We start from the raw sequence: 16934 nt of genomic DNA, 5'->3' as shown, positions 1-16934 counted from the left end.
ACCGCGACCACCAGCGGATTCGATCCCTGCAGGATCGCCGGCAGGATGAAGAACGTCAGCACGAGGAAGCTTGCGGCGAGGGCCCCGGCTCCACGCGGGCGTGGGCCCGGCGGTTCCGAGGCCTACGGGAACAGCTCGTCCTGGGCCGCGTCCCTGGCGCGGAGGAGGGCGCCGCGCAGGACCGCCGTGTCGCCGAGGGTGGTGGCGCGGACCTCCGTGGCGAGCGGGGAGAGGGTCGCGAGCTCGGCCTCCACGCGCGCGGCGAGCCCCGCGCCGCCCTGGTGGCCGGTCTCCCCGGCGAGGACCAGACAGCCGGGGTCAAGGACGGAGACCACCGCGGCGGCGCCGACGGCCAGGCGGCGGGCGAGGACGTCGAGGAAGGGGCCGTGCCCGGAGGCGAGCGCGTCGGCCGGATCGAGCCCGTGCGCGGTGGCGAGGCCGGCGACGGCGGCCGCGCAGGCCAGCTCGTGGAAGCCGCCGTCGCAGCCGGTGGCCGAGGGGAGCCCCGAGGTGCCGGGGACCGGCAGGAAGCCGATCTCGCCCGCACCGCCCGAGGCCCCGCGGCGCAGCCGCCCGTCGAGGACGACGGCGGCGCCGACGCCCTGGCCGAGCCAGAGGAGGACGAAGTCCTCGCGGCCGTGGGCCGCGCCCTCGCGCAGCTCGGCGACGGCGGCGAGGTTGGTCTCGTTCTCGACGAGGACGCGCGCGGGCAGCCGTTCCTGGAGGACGCCGACGAGCCGCCGGTGCCAGGCGGGCAGTCCCGAGGAGTCGCGGAGTTCGCCGCTGGCCGGGTCGATGAGGCCGGGAGCGCCGACGGCCACGCTGTGCAGCCGGTCGGCGCCCGCCTCCTTCACGGTCCGCTCCAGGAGGCTGACCGCCTTCTCCACGGCCGGCCCGGTGCCGCTCTCGGCGCCGACGGGCACGGAGGCCTCGGCGAGCGTCGTGCCGAGCAGGTCGGCGACGGTGACGGAGACGGAGCGGGTGCGGACGTCCAGGGCGGCGAGGTGCGCGCGGTCGGCGACGAGCCCGTACAGCTTGGCGTTCGGGCCCCGGCGCTCGGCTCCGGACTCCCCCACGACGTGGACGAGCCCGGAGCCCTGGAGCCGCTCGACGAGGTCGGCGACGGTGGGTCGGGAGAGTCCGGTGAGGCTCTTGAGCTGAGTGGCCGTCAACGGGCCCTCGTCCTGGAGCAGTCGCAGGGCGAACCGGTCGTTGATGGCTCGTGCGGTGCTCGGGGATGCGGCCATGCGGCGATCCTCTCAGACGCGCCCCGGCGAGGATGCCGTCCCGCGGGCTATTTATCAGGCAGGGTTCCTGATAGTTTACCCGCCACACCACGACCCTGGGAGGGGCCCATGGCGGCGGAGACCGTCACCAGCACCGATCGTCTGCGACGGGCGCGCTTCGCGGTCGCCGCCGTCTTCTGCGTCCACGGCGCCGTCACCGGCAGCTTCGCGACCCGCATCCCCTGGATCCAGGAGCACGCGGGCGTGAGCGCCGGACAGCTCGGGCTCGCGCTCGCCTTCCCGGCCCTCGGCGCCTCGCTCGCGATGCCGCTGGCCGGGGCGATCTCCCACCGCTTCGGCGCCCGTACGGCCCTGCGCGGGCTGCTCGTCCTGTGGACGCTCTCCCTGACGCTGCCCTCGCTCGCCCCGAACATCTGGGGCCTGTGCGGCGCGCTCTTCGTGTACGGCGCCACCGCCGGCATGTCCGACGTGGCGATGAACGCGCTCGGCGTCGAGACCGAGAACCGGCTCGGCCGGTCCATCATGTCGAGCCTGCACGGCATGTGGAGCGCGGGCGCCCTCGTCGGCTCCGCCGCCGGCACGGTCGCCGCCCACCTCGGCGGCGACGCCCGCCTCCACCACCTCGTCGCGGCCGTGGTCCTCACCGTCCTCGGCCTGCTCTTCTGCCAGGGCGTCCTCGACGTGCGCAGCACCCCGGACGAGGAGGCTCCGCCGCGCTTCTCCCTGCCGCCGAAGTCCGCGCTGATCATCGGCGCGGTCGGCTTCTGCGCGGTGTTCGCGGAGGGTGCCAGCCTCGACTGGTCGGCCGTCTACCTCCGGGACGAACTGGGCGGCTCCGCCGGTGTCGCGGCCGCCTCCACGACCGCCTTCGCCCTGACGATGACCATCGCGCGGCTCGCCGGCGACCGGGTCGTGGACCGCTTCGGCGCGGTCCGCACCGTACGGGTCGGGGGCGCCGCCGCCACCCTCGGCGGCGTCATGGTCGTCTTCGCCCCGCACGCCGCCGTCGCCATGGCCGGATTCGGACTCATCGGACTCGGGGTCGCGGTCGTCGTCCCGCTCGCCTTCGCGGCGGCCGGGCGCAGCGGCCCGAACCCCAGCCAGGCCATCGCGGGCGTCGCCACCATCACGTACACCTCGGGGCTCATCGCCCCCTCGGCGATCGGCGGCATCGCCGACGCGACCTCCCTGGTCTTCTCCTTCGGCCTGGTCACCCTGCTGACCCTGGGGCTCGTCGTCGGCGCGGGCGTCCTGCGGTCCGGCGGGCGCGAGACGGCGCCGGCGCCCGTGACGGAGAAGGCCCCGGCGAAGAGCCCCGGCTCGGTCGGGTGACCACGAGCACGCGGCGGCCCGCCGCCGGGCGCGGCTCCCCGCCCGGCGGCGGCGCATACCATGTGGCTGATCTTTTGCGGTCATGACACGACCGCCGGAACCGGAGAACGGGAGCGACCTCATGAACCTCGGCGTGCGCTGGACCTTGCACGGCGACGGGAAGACACCCGCTCCCGGAGCCGTCGTCCGGCCGGACGAACGGCTCTCCTGGCCCCGGACGGCCGGCCTCGGCGCCCAGCACGTGGTCGCGATGTTCGGAGCGTCCTTCGTCGCCCCGGTCCTCATGGGTCTGGACCCGAACCTCGCGATCATGATGTCCGGTGTCGCCACCGTGATCTTCCTGCTCGCGACCCGCGGCACCGTCCCCTCGTACCTCGGCTGCTCGCTCTCCTTCGTCGGAGTCGCCGCCGCCATCCGTGCCTCGGGCGGCACCAGCGCCACCGTGACCGGCGCGATCCTCGTCGTCGGCGCGGTGCTCTTCCTCGCCGGTCTCGCGGTCCGGAGGTTCGGCGCGCGGATCATCCACGCGGCGATGCCGCCGATCGTGACCGGCGCCGTCGTCATGCTGATCGGCTTCAACCTGGCCCCGGTCACCGCGTCGACGTACTGGCCGCAGGACCAGTGGACGGCCCTCCTCGTGATGCTGTTCACGGGTCTCGCCGTCGTCTGTCTGCGCGGCTTCTGGTCCCGGATCGCGATCTTCCTCGGCCTGATCTTCGGCTACGGCATCTCCTGGGTCTTCGACCTCGTCTTCGGCAGGATCCACTCGATGTCCGCGAGCGGCCAGGTCACCGACCACTGGCGGCTCGACCTCTCCGGAGTCTCGAAGGCCGACTGGATCGGTCTGCCGTCCTTCCACGGCCCCAGCTTCGAGTGGTCCGCGATCCTGGTCGCGCTGCCCGTCGTGATCGCCCTGATCGCCGAGAACGCCGGACACGTCAAGGCCGTCGGCGAGATGACCGGGGACAACCTGGACGACAAGCTCGGCACCGCGATCGCCGCCGACGGCGCCGCCTCGATGCTGTCGACCGCCGTGGGCGGCCCGCCGAACACCACGTACTCCGAGAACATCGGCGTCATGGCCGCCACCCGCGTCTACTCGACGGCCGCCTACTGGGCCGCGGCCGGATTCGCCCTGCTCTTCGGCCTCTGCCCGAAGTTCGGCGCGATCGTCGCCGCCATCCCCGGCGGCGTCCTCGGCGGCATCACCGTCATCCTGTACGGCATGATCGGCCTGCTCGGCGCCCAGATCTGGATCAACGCCAAGGTCGACCTGCGCAACCCGCTCAACCTGGTCCCGGCCGCCGCCGGCATCATCATCGGCGTCGGCGGGGTGAAGCTCACCTTCACGGACACCTTCGAGCTGGGCGGCATCGCGCTCGGCACGATCGTCGTCATCACCGGCTACCACGTGCTGAGGGCCTTCGCCCCGGCCCACCTCAAGGAGCAGGAGCCGCTGCTCGACTCCGGCACCAGCTCGTACGAGAGCACGTCCGGCGAGGAGCCGCCCTCGAAGGGCTGAGTGATTCGCCCGTTCTGGGGAAGCCGGGCCCGGGGAGTTCCCCCGACGGCCCGGCGGCTGGGAGCCTGCCTCCATGGCGCAGACCCAGCAGATCGGGCAGCTCGGGCAGGTCGATCGGATCGACCCGCTCGACCGGATCGACGAGATCGGACAGATCGCACAGGCCGGGCAGCGGCTCGGACCGTTCCTGGCCGTCGACCCCGTGGTGGACCGGATGCGGGCGCTCCGCTCGGCCTGGCATCCGGCCGACGGGGTCGCCGTCTTCAACCGGGTCTACCTGACCGTCACGGAGGAGATCGGCCACGCCATCGAGGCGGGCGGTTTCGCCGACAGACGGGCCGCCACCACCCTCGACGTGCGGTTCGCCGAGCGCTACCTCGCGGCGGTCGACGCCGCCGCCACCGGACGCGCCGCGCCCGCCTGCTGGCGGCCCCTGTTCCACTACCGGCGCCATCCCGGCGTACGGCCGCTGCAGTTCGCGCTCGCCGGGATCAACGCCCACATCGGCCACGACCTGGCGCTCGCGGTGGTCGACGCCTGCGGGATCCTGGAGTGCGGGCCCACCGACCTGGAGGACGAGTTCGACCGGGTCGGCGACATCCTCGTCCTCCTGGAGGAGCGCATCCGGGAGGAACTGATGCCGGGCCCGGACCTCCTGGAGATCGCGGACCCGCTGACACATCTGCTCGGCTGCTGGAGCCTGGACCGGGCCCGCGACGGGGCCTGGCTCGCGGCACGCTCGCTGTGGGAGCTGCGCGCCCTTCCCGAGCTGGCCGAGGAGTTCACGGAACGCCTCGACCGCTCGGTGGGCCTGGTGGGACGGATGCTGCTCACGCCCCTGGCCGGGCCCTGAAACCACGGCACCCGGGCCCGAGCAGGCCGTGGACCCCCCCGGGCCCGGCGCCGGGCCGGGCCCCGAACGGTGTCGCTCAGTCCTCCGGCAGCTCGACCGGGGCGATCTCGTCGTACACGTCGCCCGGACCGGGGTTGGTGGCGTCGGTGCCGCCGCCGAAGTGGTGCATCACGCCCCAGACCGCGTTGAGCGCCGTCTGCACCGCGCCCTCGGCCCAGCCGGCCGTCCAGGAGATGTCGTCGCCCGCGAGGAAGATGCCGCGCTTGTCCTCGGGCAGCCGGTCCTGCATGAAGTGGGTGAACAGGCGCCGCTGGTAGCGGTAGTGGCCGGGCAGGTTGGCCTTGAACGCGCCCATGAACCAGGGCTCGTTCTCCCAGGAGACCGTCACCGGGTTGCCGATGATGTGCTTCCGGATGTCGACGTTCGGGTAGATCTCGCCGAGCGACTTGAGCATGACCTCCATCCGCTCGTTCGCGGAGAGCGGCAGCCACTTCAGGCTGTCGTCGCACCAGGTGTACGAGAGGCAGATGGTGGCCGGCTTGTCCGGGCCGTCGTCCAGGAGGTAGGTGCCGCGGGTCATCCGGTCGGTCAGCGTCATCGACATGACGTCTCGGCCGGTGACCTCGTCCTTGTCCAGCCAGAACGGCCGGTCGACGGGGACGAACAGCTTCGAGCTCTCCATGTAGTGGGTGCGCTCCATCGCCGTCCAGTGGTCGATCGGGAAGAGCGAGTCGTCACAGGCGATCTTGGAGAGCAGCAGCCAGGACTGCGCGGTGAAGATCGCCGCCTGGAAGGTGCGGATGTCGCCGGAGGCGTCGGTGACGGTGATCCGGTTGCCGGCGGTCCGGTTCAGCCGGGTCACGGCAGGCTTCGGGGCGCCCTCGTGGAGGGAGCTGAGCGAGGTGCCCTGCGCCCAGTGGACGATCTTCTCCGGCTCGCGCTCCCACAGGCGCAGCGGCAGCTGCTGCGAGCCGCCCACGATGCCGCGGTGGTGGTCGTCGGCCTCGGTGTAGACGACGCGGAGGATCTCCAGGATGGAGTTGGGGAAGTCGGTGTCCCAGCCGCCGGTGCCGAAGCCGACCTGGCCGAAGATCTCGCGGTGCCGGAAGGACTTGAAGGACTCCGACTCGCAGAGGAAGCCGTAGAAGGTCTGGTTGTCGAGCTTCTCGACGAGCTTCGACCAGATCTCGCGGATGCGCGGGACGTCCCGCTCGCGCATGGCCTGGTTCATGTCGGAGAAGTCGGCGCCCTCGTCCAGACAGGCGTTCCACGCGTTCATCACGTCGCGGTAGACCTGCGGCAGGTCGTCGACGGTGGTGGCGTAGTGGGACTCGCCCTTGAGGTCGACGACGGTCGACGGGGTCGACTCGGCCAGCGGGTTCGGGAAGGGCGTGGTCTCCAGGCCGACGAGGTCGATGTAGTGCTGGAGCGCGGTCGAGGAGGGCGGGAAGCGCATGGCGCCCATCTCCGCGGTGAGACCCTCGGTGGCGGTGCCCTCGAAGCCGACGGTGCGCAGTCGGCCACCGATCTGGTCGGCCTCGTAGACGACGGGCTTGAGGCCCATCTTCATCAGCTCGTAGGCGGCGATGATGCCGGAGAGCCCGCCACCGATGACGGCGACCTCGGTGCCGTGCTCGGTCGCGGGTATCTGGCCGAGCCCGGCCGGGTGGGCCAGGAAGTCGTCGTAGGCGTACGGGAAGTCCGGACCGAACATGGTGATCGGCGGCTGGCCGTCGCTGTGGGGGACGGCGGTCGTGGGCACCGTGGACGTCATGGGGTACGGACTCCTTGCGCGGGAAAGAGGGTGAGGCCGGGCGACTCGGCGGGGGCGGGCGGGGCGCTTCAGACGAGGGGGCCGTAGAGGCTCGGGCGCCGGTCGCGGAGGTAGGGGTTCTCCTCGCGGGAGACCGCGAGGAAGGCCGGGTCGACGTCGCCGAGGACGAGGTCCTCGCCGCGTCCGGCCCGCGCCCGGGCGGTGCCGTCGGGGCCGGCCAGGGTGGAGAGGCCGACGAACTCGAAGGCGCCCTCGGGGCCGGTCCGGTTGGCGTACGCGATGTAGAGCTGGTTCTCGAAGGCGCGCACGGGGACGACGGACTCGGCGACGACCTCGGCGGGGTGCATGAGGGCGGTCGGCACGAGGAGGAGGTCCGTGCCGGCCAGCGCCTGCGCCCGCACGTTCTCGGGGAACTCGACGTCGTAGCAGATCATCAGGCCGACGGTGAGGCCGTCGATCTCCGCCTGCACGACGCCGTCCTCCCCGGGCGTGAACCACTGGTGCTCGAAGTCGCCGTAGAGGTGGGTCTTGCGGTAGTTCGCGAGGAGGGAGCCGTCGGCGCCGACGAGCAGGGCGGAGTTGTGGAGGACCCCGTGCCGCTCGGTGTTCCGCTCCGGGTAGCCGTAGCCGATGGCCAGGCCGTGGCGTACGGCGAGCGCCGCGACGGCGCGGGCGGAGGGGCCGTCGGCCGGTTCGGCCAGGCGCGCCATGTCGGCGCCGATCGCGTACCCGGTGAGGAAGAGCTCGGGGGCGAGCAGCAGCCCCGCGCCGGCGGCGGCGGCGCGACCGGCGGCCTCGTCGAGGATCTTGAGATTGGCGGCCACGTCGCCGAGTTCACCGGAGCTCTGGAGCAGGGCGGTGCGCAGCGCGGGCATGCGTGATCCTCGGGGGTCGGAGTACAGGGGGAAGACGTCAAAAACGGTACGGTTTCGCGCTCCGTCGGGACAAGACGGGAGCGTTGCGGACCGACCGTCGAACCGTTGCGCGATCGGAGGGTGCGGCGGCGATTCGTTGCGCGCGACTCCTCCCGGGGTCTCAGGGCTCCCCCGCCGCGCGGCGGAGACGGAACCGTCCTGAGGCTCGACGCCGTGCGGCGGCCCTCGCGGAAGAGTGGTCCTCGTCCGGACGACCTGCCGGACGACCTGCCGAAAGGACCGGAAGACCATGAACGTCCGCGTGAACCGCCGTACGAAGATCACCGCCCTCGCCGCCGCCCTCCTGATCACCGCGGGGACCGCGGGATCGGCCGTCGCCTCGGGAGACGGCGGGCCCGGCACGAGGACCGCCGAGGCCTCGCGGACCAGGACCCACCAGCAGGAGGCCGCGGCGCTGACCGGTACCGCCAAGCTCTACCGCCCGGCCGGGGACGACATCACGTTCACGTTCGACGCGCACCTCGCCAAGAAGGACAGCGCCGATCCGATGAAGGCCACCGGCACCTTCACCTTCAGCCACTACAAGGGCGACTGGGGCGGCCGGGCCACGGTGAAGGTCGACTGCCTCACCACGGGCGGCAAGGTCGCCGTCGTGACGGGCATCGTGACCGACACCGACGTGGAGGACTTCCGGAACAAGCGGGTCGGCGTCACCGTGCACGACCTCGGGAAGAAGGACCGCCTCGGCTACAGCTGGGCGAGCGCCGATCCCCGTACGGACGTGGTGGCGCCCTGCCTCAGCGGCGCGCCCTTCGAGCGGATCAAGGCCGGGACGGGCGACTTCAAGGTGACACCGTGGGAGTTCGTCTACCCGACCGAGTAGACCGCCCCACGGGGGTGGGCGGGCGGAGGGCGGTGCGGGAACCACGGCCCGCGCCGCCCCGGCCGCCGGCGTCCCCGCGGGGTTACGCGGGCGAGCCCGAGGAGAAGCGCCGCAGCAGCGGCGAGAGCACCAGGACGGACTTGGTGCGCTCCACGAACGGCTCGCCCGCGATCCGTTCCAGGACCCGCTCGAAGTGGCGCATGTCCGAGGCGAAGACCTGGACGACGGCGTCCGCGTCACCGGTGACGGTCGACGCGGACACCACCTCGGGGTACCGCTCCAGTCCTCGCCGGATGTCGTTCGGCGAGGTGTTGTGGCGGCAGTAGATCTCGACGAACCCCTCGGTCTCCCAGCCGAGCGCCGCCGGGTCCACCCTCACGGTGAAGCCGGTGATGGCGCCCTCGGCCCTGAGCCGGTCCACGCGCCGCTTCACGGCGGGCGCCGAGAGGCCGACGAGCGAGCCGATGTCGGCGTAGCTGCGGCGGGCGTCTTCCGCGAGGGCGTGGACGATGCGTTCGTCGAGGTCGTTGAGTCGCACTACGGGTGGATCACTTCTCTGTGGTGGCCAGGCGGGAGCGGCGCATGCCGTACAGGAAGTAGAACACGAGGCCCGCGGCCATCCAGCAACCGAAGACGGCCCAGGTGATCGCGTCCAGGCTGAACATGTTGTAGACGCAGAACAGGAAGCCCAGGATCGGGAAGGTCCAGCCGAGCGGCACGCGGAAGGTGCGGTCCATCGTCGGGCGGGTGCGGCGCAGCACGATCACCGCGATGTTGACCAGGGCGAAGGCGAACAGGGTGCCGATGCTCGTGGCGTCGACGAGCTTGCCGAGCGGGATGACGGAGGCGAGCGCGCCGCAGAACAGGGACACGATGACCGTGTTGACGCGCGGGGTGCCGGTCTTGCCGCTGACCCTGCCGAAGACCTTGGGCACGAGGCCGTCGCGGGACATCGCGAAGAGCACGCGGGTCTGGCCGTAGAGGACGGTGAGCACGACGCTGGCGATGGAGATGACGGCACCGGCGGCGAGCAGGGTGCCCCAGAACTTCTGGCCGCTGACGTCGTTCATGATCGCGGCGAGCGTGGCCTCGGAGCCGTCGAAGTCCTTCCAGTTCCAGGCGCCGACGGCGACGGCCGCGACCAGGACGTAGAGGACGGTGACGATGAGCAGCGAGAGCATGATCGCGCGGGGCAGGTCACGCTTGGGGTTCTTGGCCTCCTCACCGGCGGTGGAGGCGGCGTCGAAGCCGATGTAGGAGAAGAAGAGGCTGGCTCCGGCGGCGCTGACGCCGGCCATGCCGAGCGGCATGAAATCGGCGTAGTTGCCGGACTTGAAGCCCATGAAGCCGATGGCGCAGAAAAGCACGAGCGCGGCGATCTTCACGAAGACCATGATCGTGTTGACCACGGCGGACTCACGGGCGCCGCCGAGCAGGAAGACCATCGCGAGCAGGACGACGATCAGACCCGGCAGGTTGATGAAGCCGCCCTCGCCGGGCGCCGAGGAGAGCGCGGCGGGGAGGGTGACGCCGATCGTGCCGTCGAGCAGCTCGTTGAGGTACTCGCCCCAGCCGACCGCCACGGCGGCGACGGAGACGCCGTACTCCAGGACCAGGCACCAGCCGCAGACCCAGGCGACGAGTTCACCCATCGTTGCGTACGCGTACGAGTACGAGGAGCCGGCCACCGGTATGGTGCCGGCCAGCTCGGCGTACGAGAGGGCGGAGAAGAGCGCCGTGAGGCCGGCGATGACGAAGGCGAGGGTGACCGCGGGGCCGGCCTTCGGGACGGCGTCGCCGAGGACGACGAAGATGCCGGTGCCGAGCGTGGCACCGATGCTGATCATGGTCAGCTGCCACATGGAGAGCGAGCGGCGGAGGTTGCCGCCTTCGCCCTGCCCACCCTCTGCGACCAGCTGTTCCACCGGCTTGCGCCGGGTCAGTGCGCCGAGGGCGGAGGTCTTGCGGGGGGCCGTGTCGTCGACCGGTGGGGCTGCGCCGTGGTCCAGCACTGCGGAGGCTCCTTATCGCTGCCTGTAGGCGGGGCGTGGACCGCGGCGGTACGTGGGCATGACGAGGCAAGCCCACGGGGGAAGGGGAACCGCCGAGCAGGCGGTCGCCGCCACTCCTGGTACGGGGCACGAGCCTATGGGTCAGGCTTCGCACTCGTAATGCAGGGTTGTTGCGCAGTACCGAATGATCATTGCGCTCTCGGGGCACAGACGGGGAAACATTGCGCTCCCCCGCATGAATCCACACATTGGGGGTGTGAACCGGTCCCCGGGTGCGCATTGACTCCTCGTGCCCCATGACCCACGCTGCGAGCCCTCGACGACCTCACGATCGGAGGCCCGGGTGGCCTGGCTCGACCCGGCACCGTTCCTGCGCGGCACGTCCTGGCTGGACGGGAACCGGCCCGTGCGCGCCGACCCGGACGACCTGCAACGGCTGCCGTGGGACATCGCCGAGCGGGCCGCGCTGCCCATCGGCGTGCGGATCGAGTTCACGGCCTCGCCCGGCACGCGCGCGGTACGGCTCCGCTACCGGGCGCGCGTCCCCGGGCCGGACGACCCGCTGGCCGCGCTGCGCCACTGCTTCGCCCTCTGGAGCGGTACGCGGCTCGTCGGCGAGACCTGCGCCGCGCCGGCCGCCGAGGCCACCGTCACCCTCCCGCTGCCTCCGGCCGGCGGCGTCTTCACCGTCCACCTCCCGGAGGGCCAGGCGCCGGTGCCGCTCGCCCTGGGGGCCCTCGGCGGCTCCCTCTCCCCCGCCCCGGTACGGCCCCGCTGGCTGGTCCACGGCGACTCGATCACGGAGGGCTGGTGGTCGACCCGCCCGGCCCACTCCTGGCCCGCCACGGCGGGACGGCTGCTCGGCCTCGACCCGGTGAACCTCGGGTACGCGGGCGGGGCGCGCGGCGAACTGCCGCTCGCCGAGCACCTGGCGCGGCTCCCGGGCGAGCTGATCACCCTCGCCTTCGGCACCAACTGCTGGTCCACGGTCCCCGCGACGGCCGACTGGCTGTACGCCACCGTCAGGGCCTTCGTCGGCCTGGTCCGCCGGGGCCATCCGGACACCCCGCTGCTGATCGTCTCGCCCGTCCTGCGCCCGGCGGCCGAGCACACCCGCAACGCCCTCGGGGCGACCCTCACGGAGCTGCGCAGGGCCATGGAGCGGGCGGGCCGGGACCTGGCCGCCGAGGGCGACGGACGGCTCCTGGTGCTCCCCGGGCGACCGCTGCTGGGCCCGGAGCACCTCGCGGACGGCCTGCACCCGAACGACCGGGGCCACGCCCGGATCGCGACGGCGGTGGCGGAGGCGCTGCGCGGGGTCCTGGGGGACCTGGACGGGGCCGCGGACCCGCACGCCGGGCGGCCACCCTCGCGAGGCCCCGTGGGCGGCGGTCCGCCCCTCCTCACCCCTCCGGCGCCGTGAGCCTCCTGACCAGGAACGTGCAGGCGTCGGCCTCGTCGTGGCCGACGCCCCGGGGGTCGGTCCAGCTCCAGCGGTCGGTGTACGCGACGACGGGCGTGTAGCCGAGCCGCTCGTACAGCGCGGCCGCCCGCGGGTTGTCGTGTCCCACCCCGAGGCCCAGGAAGGCCGCGCCCCGCTCCCGCGCCAGCTCCTCGGCCGCGCGGATCAGGGCCGTGCCGACGCCCTGGCCGCGCAGCTCCGGCCGTACGTCGAGGCCGTTGAACTCCGGGCAGTCCCCCACCTCGGTCCGCACCTCGGGCGCCGCGCAGCCGTCCCAGCGGACCTGTCCGTGCCCGGCGGGCACCCCGTCGCGCCAGGCGAGGAGGTACGTGCCGGTCCCGGCCTCCTGCCGCGCGAACCGGTCGGCGTGGCGCGTCGGCGCCCCCGGCGCGGGCAGCCACCGGTCGAGCAGGGGTACGTCCTCGGCACGGCAGGGCCTGATCTGCGTACGGTCCACACGGTCCATGCGGCGACGGTACGGGAACGCCGTGGGCCCCCGGGAGGGAATTCCCGGGGGCCCACGGCGTGAGCGGTGTCGCGGGGACTAGCTCCAGCTGGCGTGCAGCGGCTTGCCCTCGGCGTAGCCCGCGGCGGACTGGATGCCGACGACGGACTTCTCCTCGAACTCGGCGAGCGAGCCGGCACCGGCGTAGGTGCAGGAGGAGCGGACGCCCGCGATGATCGAGTCGATCAGGTCCTCGACGCCCGGACGCTGCGGGTCGAGGAACATGCGCGAGGTGGAGATGCCCTCCTCGAACAGCGCCTTGCGGGCGCGGTCGTACGAGGACTCGTCGGAGGTCCGGTTCTTGACGGCGCGCGCGGACGCCATGCCGAAGGACTCCTTGTAGAAGCGCCCCTTGGCGTCCTGCTGGAGGTCGCCCGGGGACTCGTAGGTGCCGGCGAACCAGGAGCCGATCATCACGTTGGAGGCACCGGCGGCGAGCGCCATGGCCACGTCGCGCGGGTGACGGACACCGCCGTCGGCCCAGACGTGCTTGCCGTACTTCCTGGCCTCGGCGGCGCACTCCAGGACGGCCGAGAACTGCGGCCGGCCGACGCCGGTCATCATGCGGGTGGTGCACATGGCACCGGGGCCCACGCCGACCTTGATGATGTCGGCTCCGGCCTCGATGAGGTCCTTGACGCCCTCGGCGGCGACGATGTTGCCCGCGACGATCGGGACCTGCGGGTCGAGCGCCCGTACGGTCCGGATCGCACTGATCATCGACTCCTGGTGGCCGTGCGCGGTGTCGATGACGAGCGTGTCGACGCCCGCGTCGAGCAGCTGCTTGGCCTTGCCCGCCACGTCGCCGTTGATGCCGACGGCGGCCGCGATCCGCAGCCGGCCCTTCTTGTCGACGGCTGGGCTGTAGAGGGTCGCGCGCAGCGCGCCCTTACGGGTGAGGATGCCGACCAGCTTGCCGTCGGCGTCGACGGCCGGGGCGTAGCGGCGGTTGGCCGCGTCGAGCGTGTTGAACGCCTCGCGGGGGTCGATGTCCGCGTCCAGGAGCAGCAGGTCCTTGGACATGACCTCGGAGAGCTGGGTGAAGCGGTCCACACCGGCGAGGTCGGCGTCGGTGACGACACCGACCGGGCGGCGGTTCTCGTCGACGACGACACCGGCGTCGTGGGCCCGCTTCGGCAGCAGGGAGAGCGCGTCGGCGACGGTCTGGTGCGGCTCCAGGACGATGGGGGTGTCGAGCACGTGGTGGCGGCTCTTGACCCACGAGATGACGTCGGTGACGACCTCGATCGGGATGTCCTGCGGGATGACGACCAGTCCACCGCGGCGAGCGACGGTCTCGGCCATGCGGCGGCCGGCGATGGCGGTCATGTTGGCCACGACGAGCGGGATCGTCGTCCCGCTTCCGTCCGGCGAGGAGAGGTCCACCGCCTGGCGGGAACCGACGGCCGAGCGGCTCGGCACCATGAACACATCGTCGTACGTCAGGTCGTAGGGCGGCTTGACGTCATTGAGGAAACGCACGTGCTGACATCCCAGTCGTTCGGATCGGCCCCTAGGCATTTCAGCCAGGGGAAAAAGCACGTAGTTCATTCTCCCACGCCTGTACGAATACCAGCCCCGGGCTAATCATCCGAGCCTTGGCGCAGGTGCTTCGTGGGATCCTCCGAAGCCTCCCCCAGGGCGAGGAGGACCGTGAGGCGAGTGGGGCGCTCCTCGACGGCCGTGGTGAAGACGTCCTGGGCGGTCCGCCACTCGCGGGGGCGGGTCCTGGCGTACTCCTGCCAGCCGGTGACGACGAGGGTGACCGGCTCGGGGAGGTCGGTCAGGCAGTCGGCGAGGGCGTCCCAGTTGCGGCCGAACCAGTCGGGCAGGTCGAGGACGGCGGCGCACCGGTCCATGAGGGCGGCCTTGTCGGTGACGCCGGTCAGGTCGAGGAGGACGGGATCGTCAGTCCCCATCCGTGATCACCTCCCGGAAGGACGCGTAGTGGTCGTCGGTCCAGTAGATCTCACCGTTCCGCCCGGTGACGATCCGGCGTGCGCCCCGGTCGCGCTCGCCGGGGGTCCTCACGGTGTACTCGCGGTAGTAGCCGCGCGCCTCGCGGGGCAGGATCCGCTCGAAGTTGGAGAAGACGGCCCCGTCCTTCGCGTACGGGTAGGGGCCGCCGCGCGCGATGAGGGCGAGCGTCCGGCGCGCCTCGGGGGGCAGCTCGGCGGCCCGTACGGTGGCCAGTCCGGAGGTTCCGGTGGGCGCCGCGGCCTCGGCCGTGGCGGTGGTGCGGGCAGACGCGACGGGATCGGCTCCGCCGCCGCCCGCCGAGGAGCACCCGGCCAGGAGGACGCACAGGACGAGTGCGAGGAGCACGCGCGGGGGCCGGAGCAGCATGTCCCGAACATACCGTCACGGGATGGCTCCGGCCCCTCGCAGTCCGTTACGGGACGGCTCCGGCCCGTCGGTCGACCGGGTCGTCAGACGCTGTCCGGGTCCGTCCGGTCGAGCGCCGGGTGGGTGCCCGGGCTGGACTCGGTGAGGAGGTAGTCCGCCGCGGCGCGGTCGGTCACCAGGCTGGTGACGAGTCCGGAGCGGAGCACCGCGCCGATCGCCGCCGCCTTGCGCTGGCCGCCCGCGATCGCCACGACCTCGGGGATGCGGCGCAGCCGGTCCGCCTCGACGGTGATGCAGCGCTCGCCCAGGTCTCGGCCGACCCGGCGCCCGTCGGCGTCGAAGAGGTGCGCGGACATCTCGGCGGCGACGCCGAGCGAGGCGTAGTGGGCGCGCTCCTCGTCGGAGAGCATGTCGTGGACGGTCGAGATGCCCGGCTCCCAGGAGCCGATGGAGACACAGGCGACGGTCACCTTGTCGAAGTACTCGAAGGCCCGCGCGATGCCGGTCTGGCTGCGCAGCGCGGCCGCCGTCGCGGGGTCGGGAAGCAGCATCGGCGCGTAGATGGGGTGGGCCTCGCCGCCGGAGACCTGCGCGGCGCGGCGCACCGCCTCGACGGAGCCGCGCTCGGCGGTCCCGGCGTCGTACACCCCGGTGAGCTGGACGACCGTGCACGGGGGCAGCCGGTCGAGGGCCGCCGCCATGTGGATGGTGGAGCGGCCCCAGGCCAGGCCCAGGACGTCGCCCTCGGTGACCAGCTCGCCGAGCAGGTCGGCCGCGACCTCGCCGAGGTTCTCCGGGTCGGGCGACTCGTCCTCGCCCTCCGCCGGCGACTCGACGACGACGGCGTGGCGGAGCCCGTAGCGGGCACGGAGCGCGTCGGAGCGCTCGGCGTCCAGCTCGGCCGGTACCCGGATCTCGATCCGTACGAGATCGCGCTCCAGGGCGGTCTCCAGGACCCGGGCCACCTTGAAGCGGCTCACGCCGAACTCCTCGGCGATCTGGATCTTGGACTTGCCCTCGAGGTAGAAGCGGCGGGCCATGGCCGCCGCCTGCACCAGCTCCGCGGGGCCCATCCGCAGGGCTGACCGTCCCGCCGACATACCCGCCACCGCGATCTCCTCACTGCCGTTCACGTACCGCTGTTCACGTAACGGTGCTCACGTACCGATGTTCACGTCACGACGTTCACGTACCGATGTTCAGGTACCGCTGTCGTTCACACTCTGGACTCGCCGTCCATCCTGTCAGATCCGGCGTGCCTTGATCAGTCCTGTCGGCGGCCCGACGGGCCGCGTTCATCCGCCGGAGGCTCAGTGGCCACACGCCCACGGGGCGGTGGCCGTCACGGCGTCCGCGCGGGCCCTCAGCGAGGCGACGGCGGCGGCCGGATCGGCGGCGCCGTAGACCGCGGAACCGGCGACGAAGACGTCGGCTCCGGCCTCGGCGCACCGCTCGATCGTGGACTCGGCGACGCCGCCGTCGACCTGGAGCCACAGCTCCAGACCGTGCTTGGAGATCAGCTCACGGGTGCGGCGGATCTTGGGCAGCATGATGTCGAGGAAGGCCTGCCCGCCGAAGCCGGGCTCGACGGTCATGATCAGCAGCATGTCGAGCTCGGGGAGCAGGTCCTCGTACGGCTCGATCGGCGTGGCCGGCTTGAGCGCCATCGAGGCCCGCGCGCCCTTGGCCCTGATCTCCCGCGCGAGCCGCACCGGGGCGGCGGCGGCCTCCACGTGGAAGGTCACCGAACCGGCGCCGGCCTCCACGTACTGGGGGGCCCAGCGGTCGGGGTCCTCGATCATCAGATGGCAGTCGAGCGGGGTCCGCGTCGCCCGCGCCAGCGACTCCACGATCGGCACGCCCAGCGTCAGATTGGGCACGAAGTGGTTGTCCATCACGTCGACGTGCAGCCAGTCGGCTCCGTCGACGGCCTTCGCCTCCTCGGCGAGCCGGGCGAAGTCCGCGGACAGGATGCTGGGGTTGATCTGCGCCATGGGCCAAGCCTCCCACGTTCTTGGGTACTTCTTTGCCGCTGCGCTGTTTCGGTTGCGGTCCAGACCACTTTCGGTACGAAGCGACGAGCGCGGGACCGGCACGGAACGGGAGATTACGGTCAGACGATC

General features: G+C 72.3%; 16 protein-coding genes. 5 read left to right on the top strand and 11 right to left on the bottom strand.

The window, feature by feature from the left end; genetic code table 11:
- Positions 1 to 122: 122 nt before the first annotated feature.
- A complete protein-coding gene (locus ABT129_RS34385; protein WP_351909511.1) occupies positions 123 to 1247 on the bottom strand; it encodes an ROK family transcriptional regulator in 1125 nt (374 codons plus the stop codon).
- Positions 1248 to 1355: 108 nt separating this feature from the next.
- On the opposite strand from ABT129_RS34385, the gene ABT129_RS34380 reads away from it, so the two are divergent.
- From ABT129_RS34380 to ABT129_RS34370, 3 genes are all read left to right on the top strand, one after another.
- Positions 1356 to 2579: an MFS transporter gene (locus ABT129_RS34380; RefSeq protein WP_351909509.1), complete on the top strand. Its 1224-nt coding sequence runs from the start codon at positions 1356 to 1358 to the stop codon at positions 2577 to 2579.
- A 121-nt stretch (positions 2580 to 2700) separates the two neighbouring features.
- Positions 2701 to 4101: a uracil-xanthine permease family protein gene (locus tag ABT129_RS34375; protein WP_351909515.1), complete on the top strand. Its 1401-nt coding sequence runs from the start codon at positions 2701 to 2703 to the stop codon at positions 4099 to 4101.
- A 154-nt stretch (positions 4102 to 4255) separates the two neighbouring features.
- Positions 4256 to 4954, top strand: coding sequence for a DUF5995 family protein (locus ABT129_RS34370; RefSeq protein ID WP_351909513.1), 699 nt, complete (start codon positions 4256 to 4258; stop codon positions 4952 to 4954).
- A gap of 76 nt (positions 4955 to 5030) precedes the next feature.
- Here ABT129_RS34370 and ABT129_RS34365 read toward each other — a convergent pair whose 3' ends face one another.
- Positions 5031 to 6728, bottom strand: coding sequence for a flavin monoamine oxidase family protein (locus ABT129_RS34365; RefSeq protein WP_351909507.1), 1698 nt, complete (start codon positions 6726 to 6728; stop codon positions 5031 to 5033).
- A gap of 68 nt (positions 6729 to 6796) precedes the next feature.
- Positions 6797 to 7603 carry a carbon-nitrogen hydrolase family protein gene (locus ABT129_RS34360; RefSeq protein WP_351909505.1) on the bottom strand — a complete coding sequence of 269 codons (807 nt, stop codon included), beginning with the start codon at positions 7601 to 7603 and terminating at the stop codon, positions 6797 to 6799.
- Between the two features lie 289 nt (positions 7604 to 7892).
- On the opposite strand from ABT129_RS34360, the gene ABT129_RS34355 reads away from it, so the two are divergent.
- Positions 7893 to 8486 (top strand): Repetin, encoded by a 594-nt coding sequence (locus tag ABT129_RS34355; protein ID WP_351909503.1) that lies wholly within the window; start codon positions 7893 to 7895, stop codon positions 8484 to 8486.
- An 82-nt stretch (positions 8487 to 8568) separates the two neighbouring features.
- Here the strand turns inward: ABT129_RS34355 and ABT129_RS34350 are convergent, their stop codons facing one another.
- On the bottom strand, positions 8569 to 9024 hold the full coding sequence (locus tag ABT129_RS34350) for an Lrp/AsnC family transcriptional regulator (protein WP_030204433.1): 456 nt from the start codon (positions 9022 to 9024) through the stop codon (positions 8569 to 8571).
- A gap of 10 nt (positions 9025 to 9034) precedes the next feature.
- Positions 9035 to 10498: an amino acid permease gene (locus ABT129_RS34345; protein ID WP_351909501.1), complete on the bottom strand. Its 1464-nt coding sequence runs from the start codon at positions 10496 to 10498 to the stop codon at positions 9035 to 9037.
- A gap of 343 nt (positions 10499 to 10841) precedes the next feature.
- Between ABT129_RS34345 and ABT129_RS34340 the strand changes: the two genes are divergently transcribed.
- Entirely contained in the window at positions 10842 to 11921 is a 1080-nt protein-coding gene (locus ABT129_RS34340) for a GDSL-type esterase/lipase family protein (RefSeq protein WP_351909499.1), read from the top strand.
- Here the strand turns inward: ABT129_RS34340 and ABT129_RS34335 are convergent.
- From ABT129_RS34335 to rpe, 6 genes are all read right to left on the bottom strand, one after another.
- Positions 11902 to 12426 (bottom strand): GNAT family N-acetyltransferase, encoded by a 525-nt coding sequence (locus tag ABT129_RS34335; protein ID WP_351909497.1) that lies wholly within the window; start codon positions 12424 to 12426, stop codon positions 11902 to 11904. The two genes, ABT129_RS34340 and ABT129_RS34335, sit on opposite strands and share 20 nt — an antisense overlap.
- 78 nt (positions 12427 to 12504) lie before the next feature.
- Entirely contained in the window at positions 12505 to 13947 is a 1443-nt protein-coding gene (locus ABT129_RS34330; protein WP_351909495.1) for a GuaB1 family IMP dehydrogenase-related protein, read from the bottom strand.
- Between the two features lie 101 nt (positions 13948 to 14048).
- Entirely contained in the window at positions 14049 to 14384 is a 336-nt protein-coding gene (locus tag ABT129_RS34325) for a barstar family protein (RefSeq protein ID WP_351909493.1), read from the bottom strand.
- Positions 14374 to 14811: a guanyl-specific ribonuclease gene (locus ABT129_RS34320; protein WP_351909491.1), complete on the bottom strand. Its 438-nt coding sequence runs from the start codon at positions 14809 to 14811 to the stop codon at positions 14374 to 14376. The genes ABT129_RS34325 and ABT129_RS34320 overlap by 11 nt, the downstream gene beginning before the upstream one ends.
- An 83-nt stretch (positions 14812 to 14894) precedes the next feature.
- Positions 14895 to 15944: a sugar-binding transcriptional regulator gene (locus ABT129_RS34315; RefSeq protein ID WP_351909489.1), complete on the bottom strand. Its 1050-nt coding sequence runs from the start codon at positions 15942 to 15944 to the stop codon at positions 14895 to 14897.
- A gap of 177 nt (positions 15945 to 16121) precedes the next feature.
- Entirely contained in the window at positions 16122 to 16805 is a 684-nt protein-coding gene (gene rpe, locus ABT129_RS34310; RefSeq protein WP_351909487.1) for a ribulose-phosphate 3-epimerase, read from the bottom strand.
- Between the last annotated feature and the right edge of the window lie 129 nt (positions 16806 to 16934).

The organism is Streptomyces sp. NPDC002057 (genome assembly GCF_040296665.1).
GTDB lineage: Bacteria > Actinomycetota > Actinomycetes > Streptomycetales > Streptomycetaceae > Streptomyces.
Note: the sequence above shows the minus strand (reverse complement) of the source record. Positions and strands in the feature narration are given on the sequence as shown.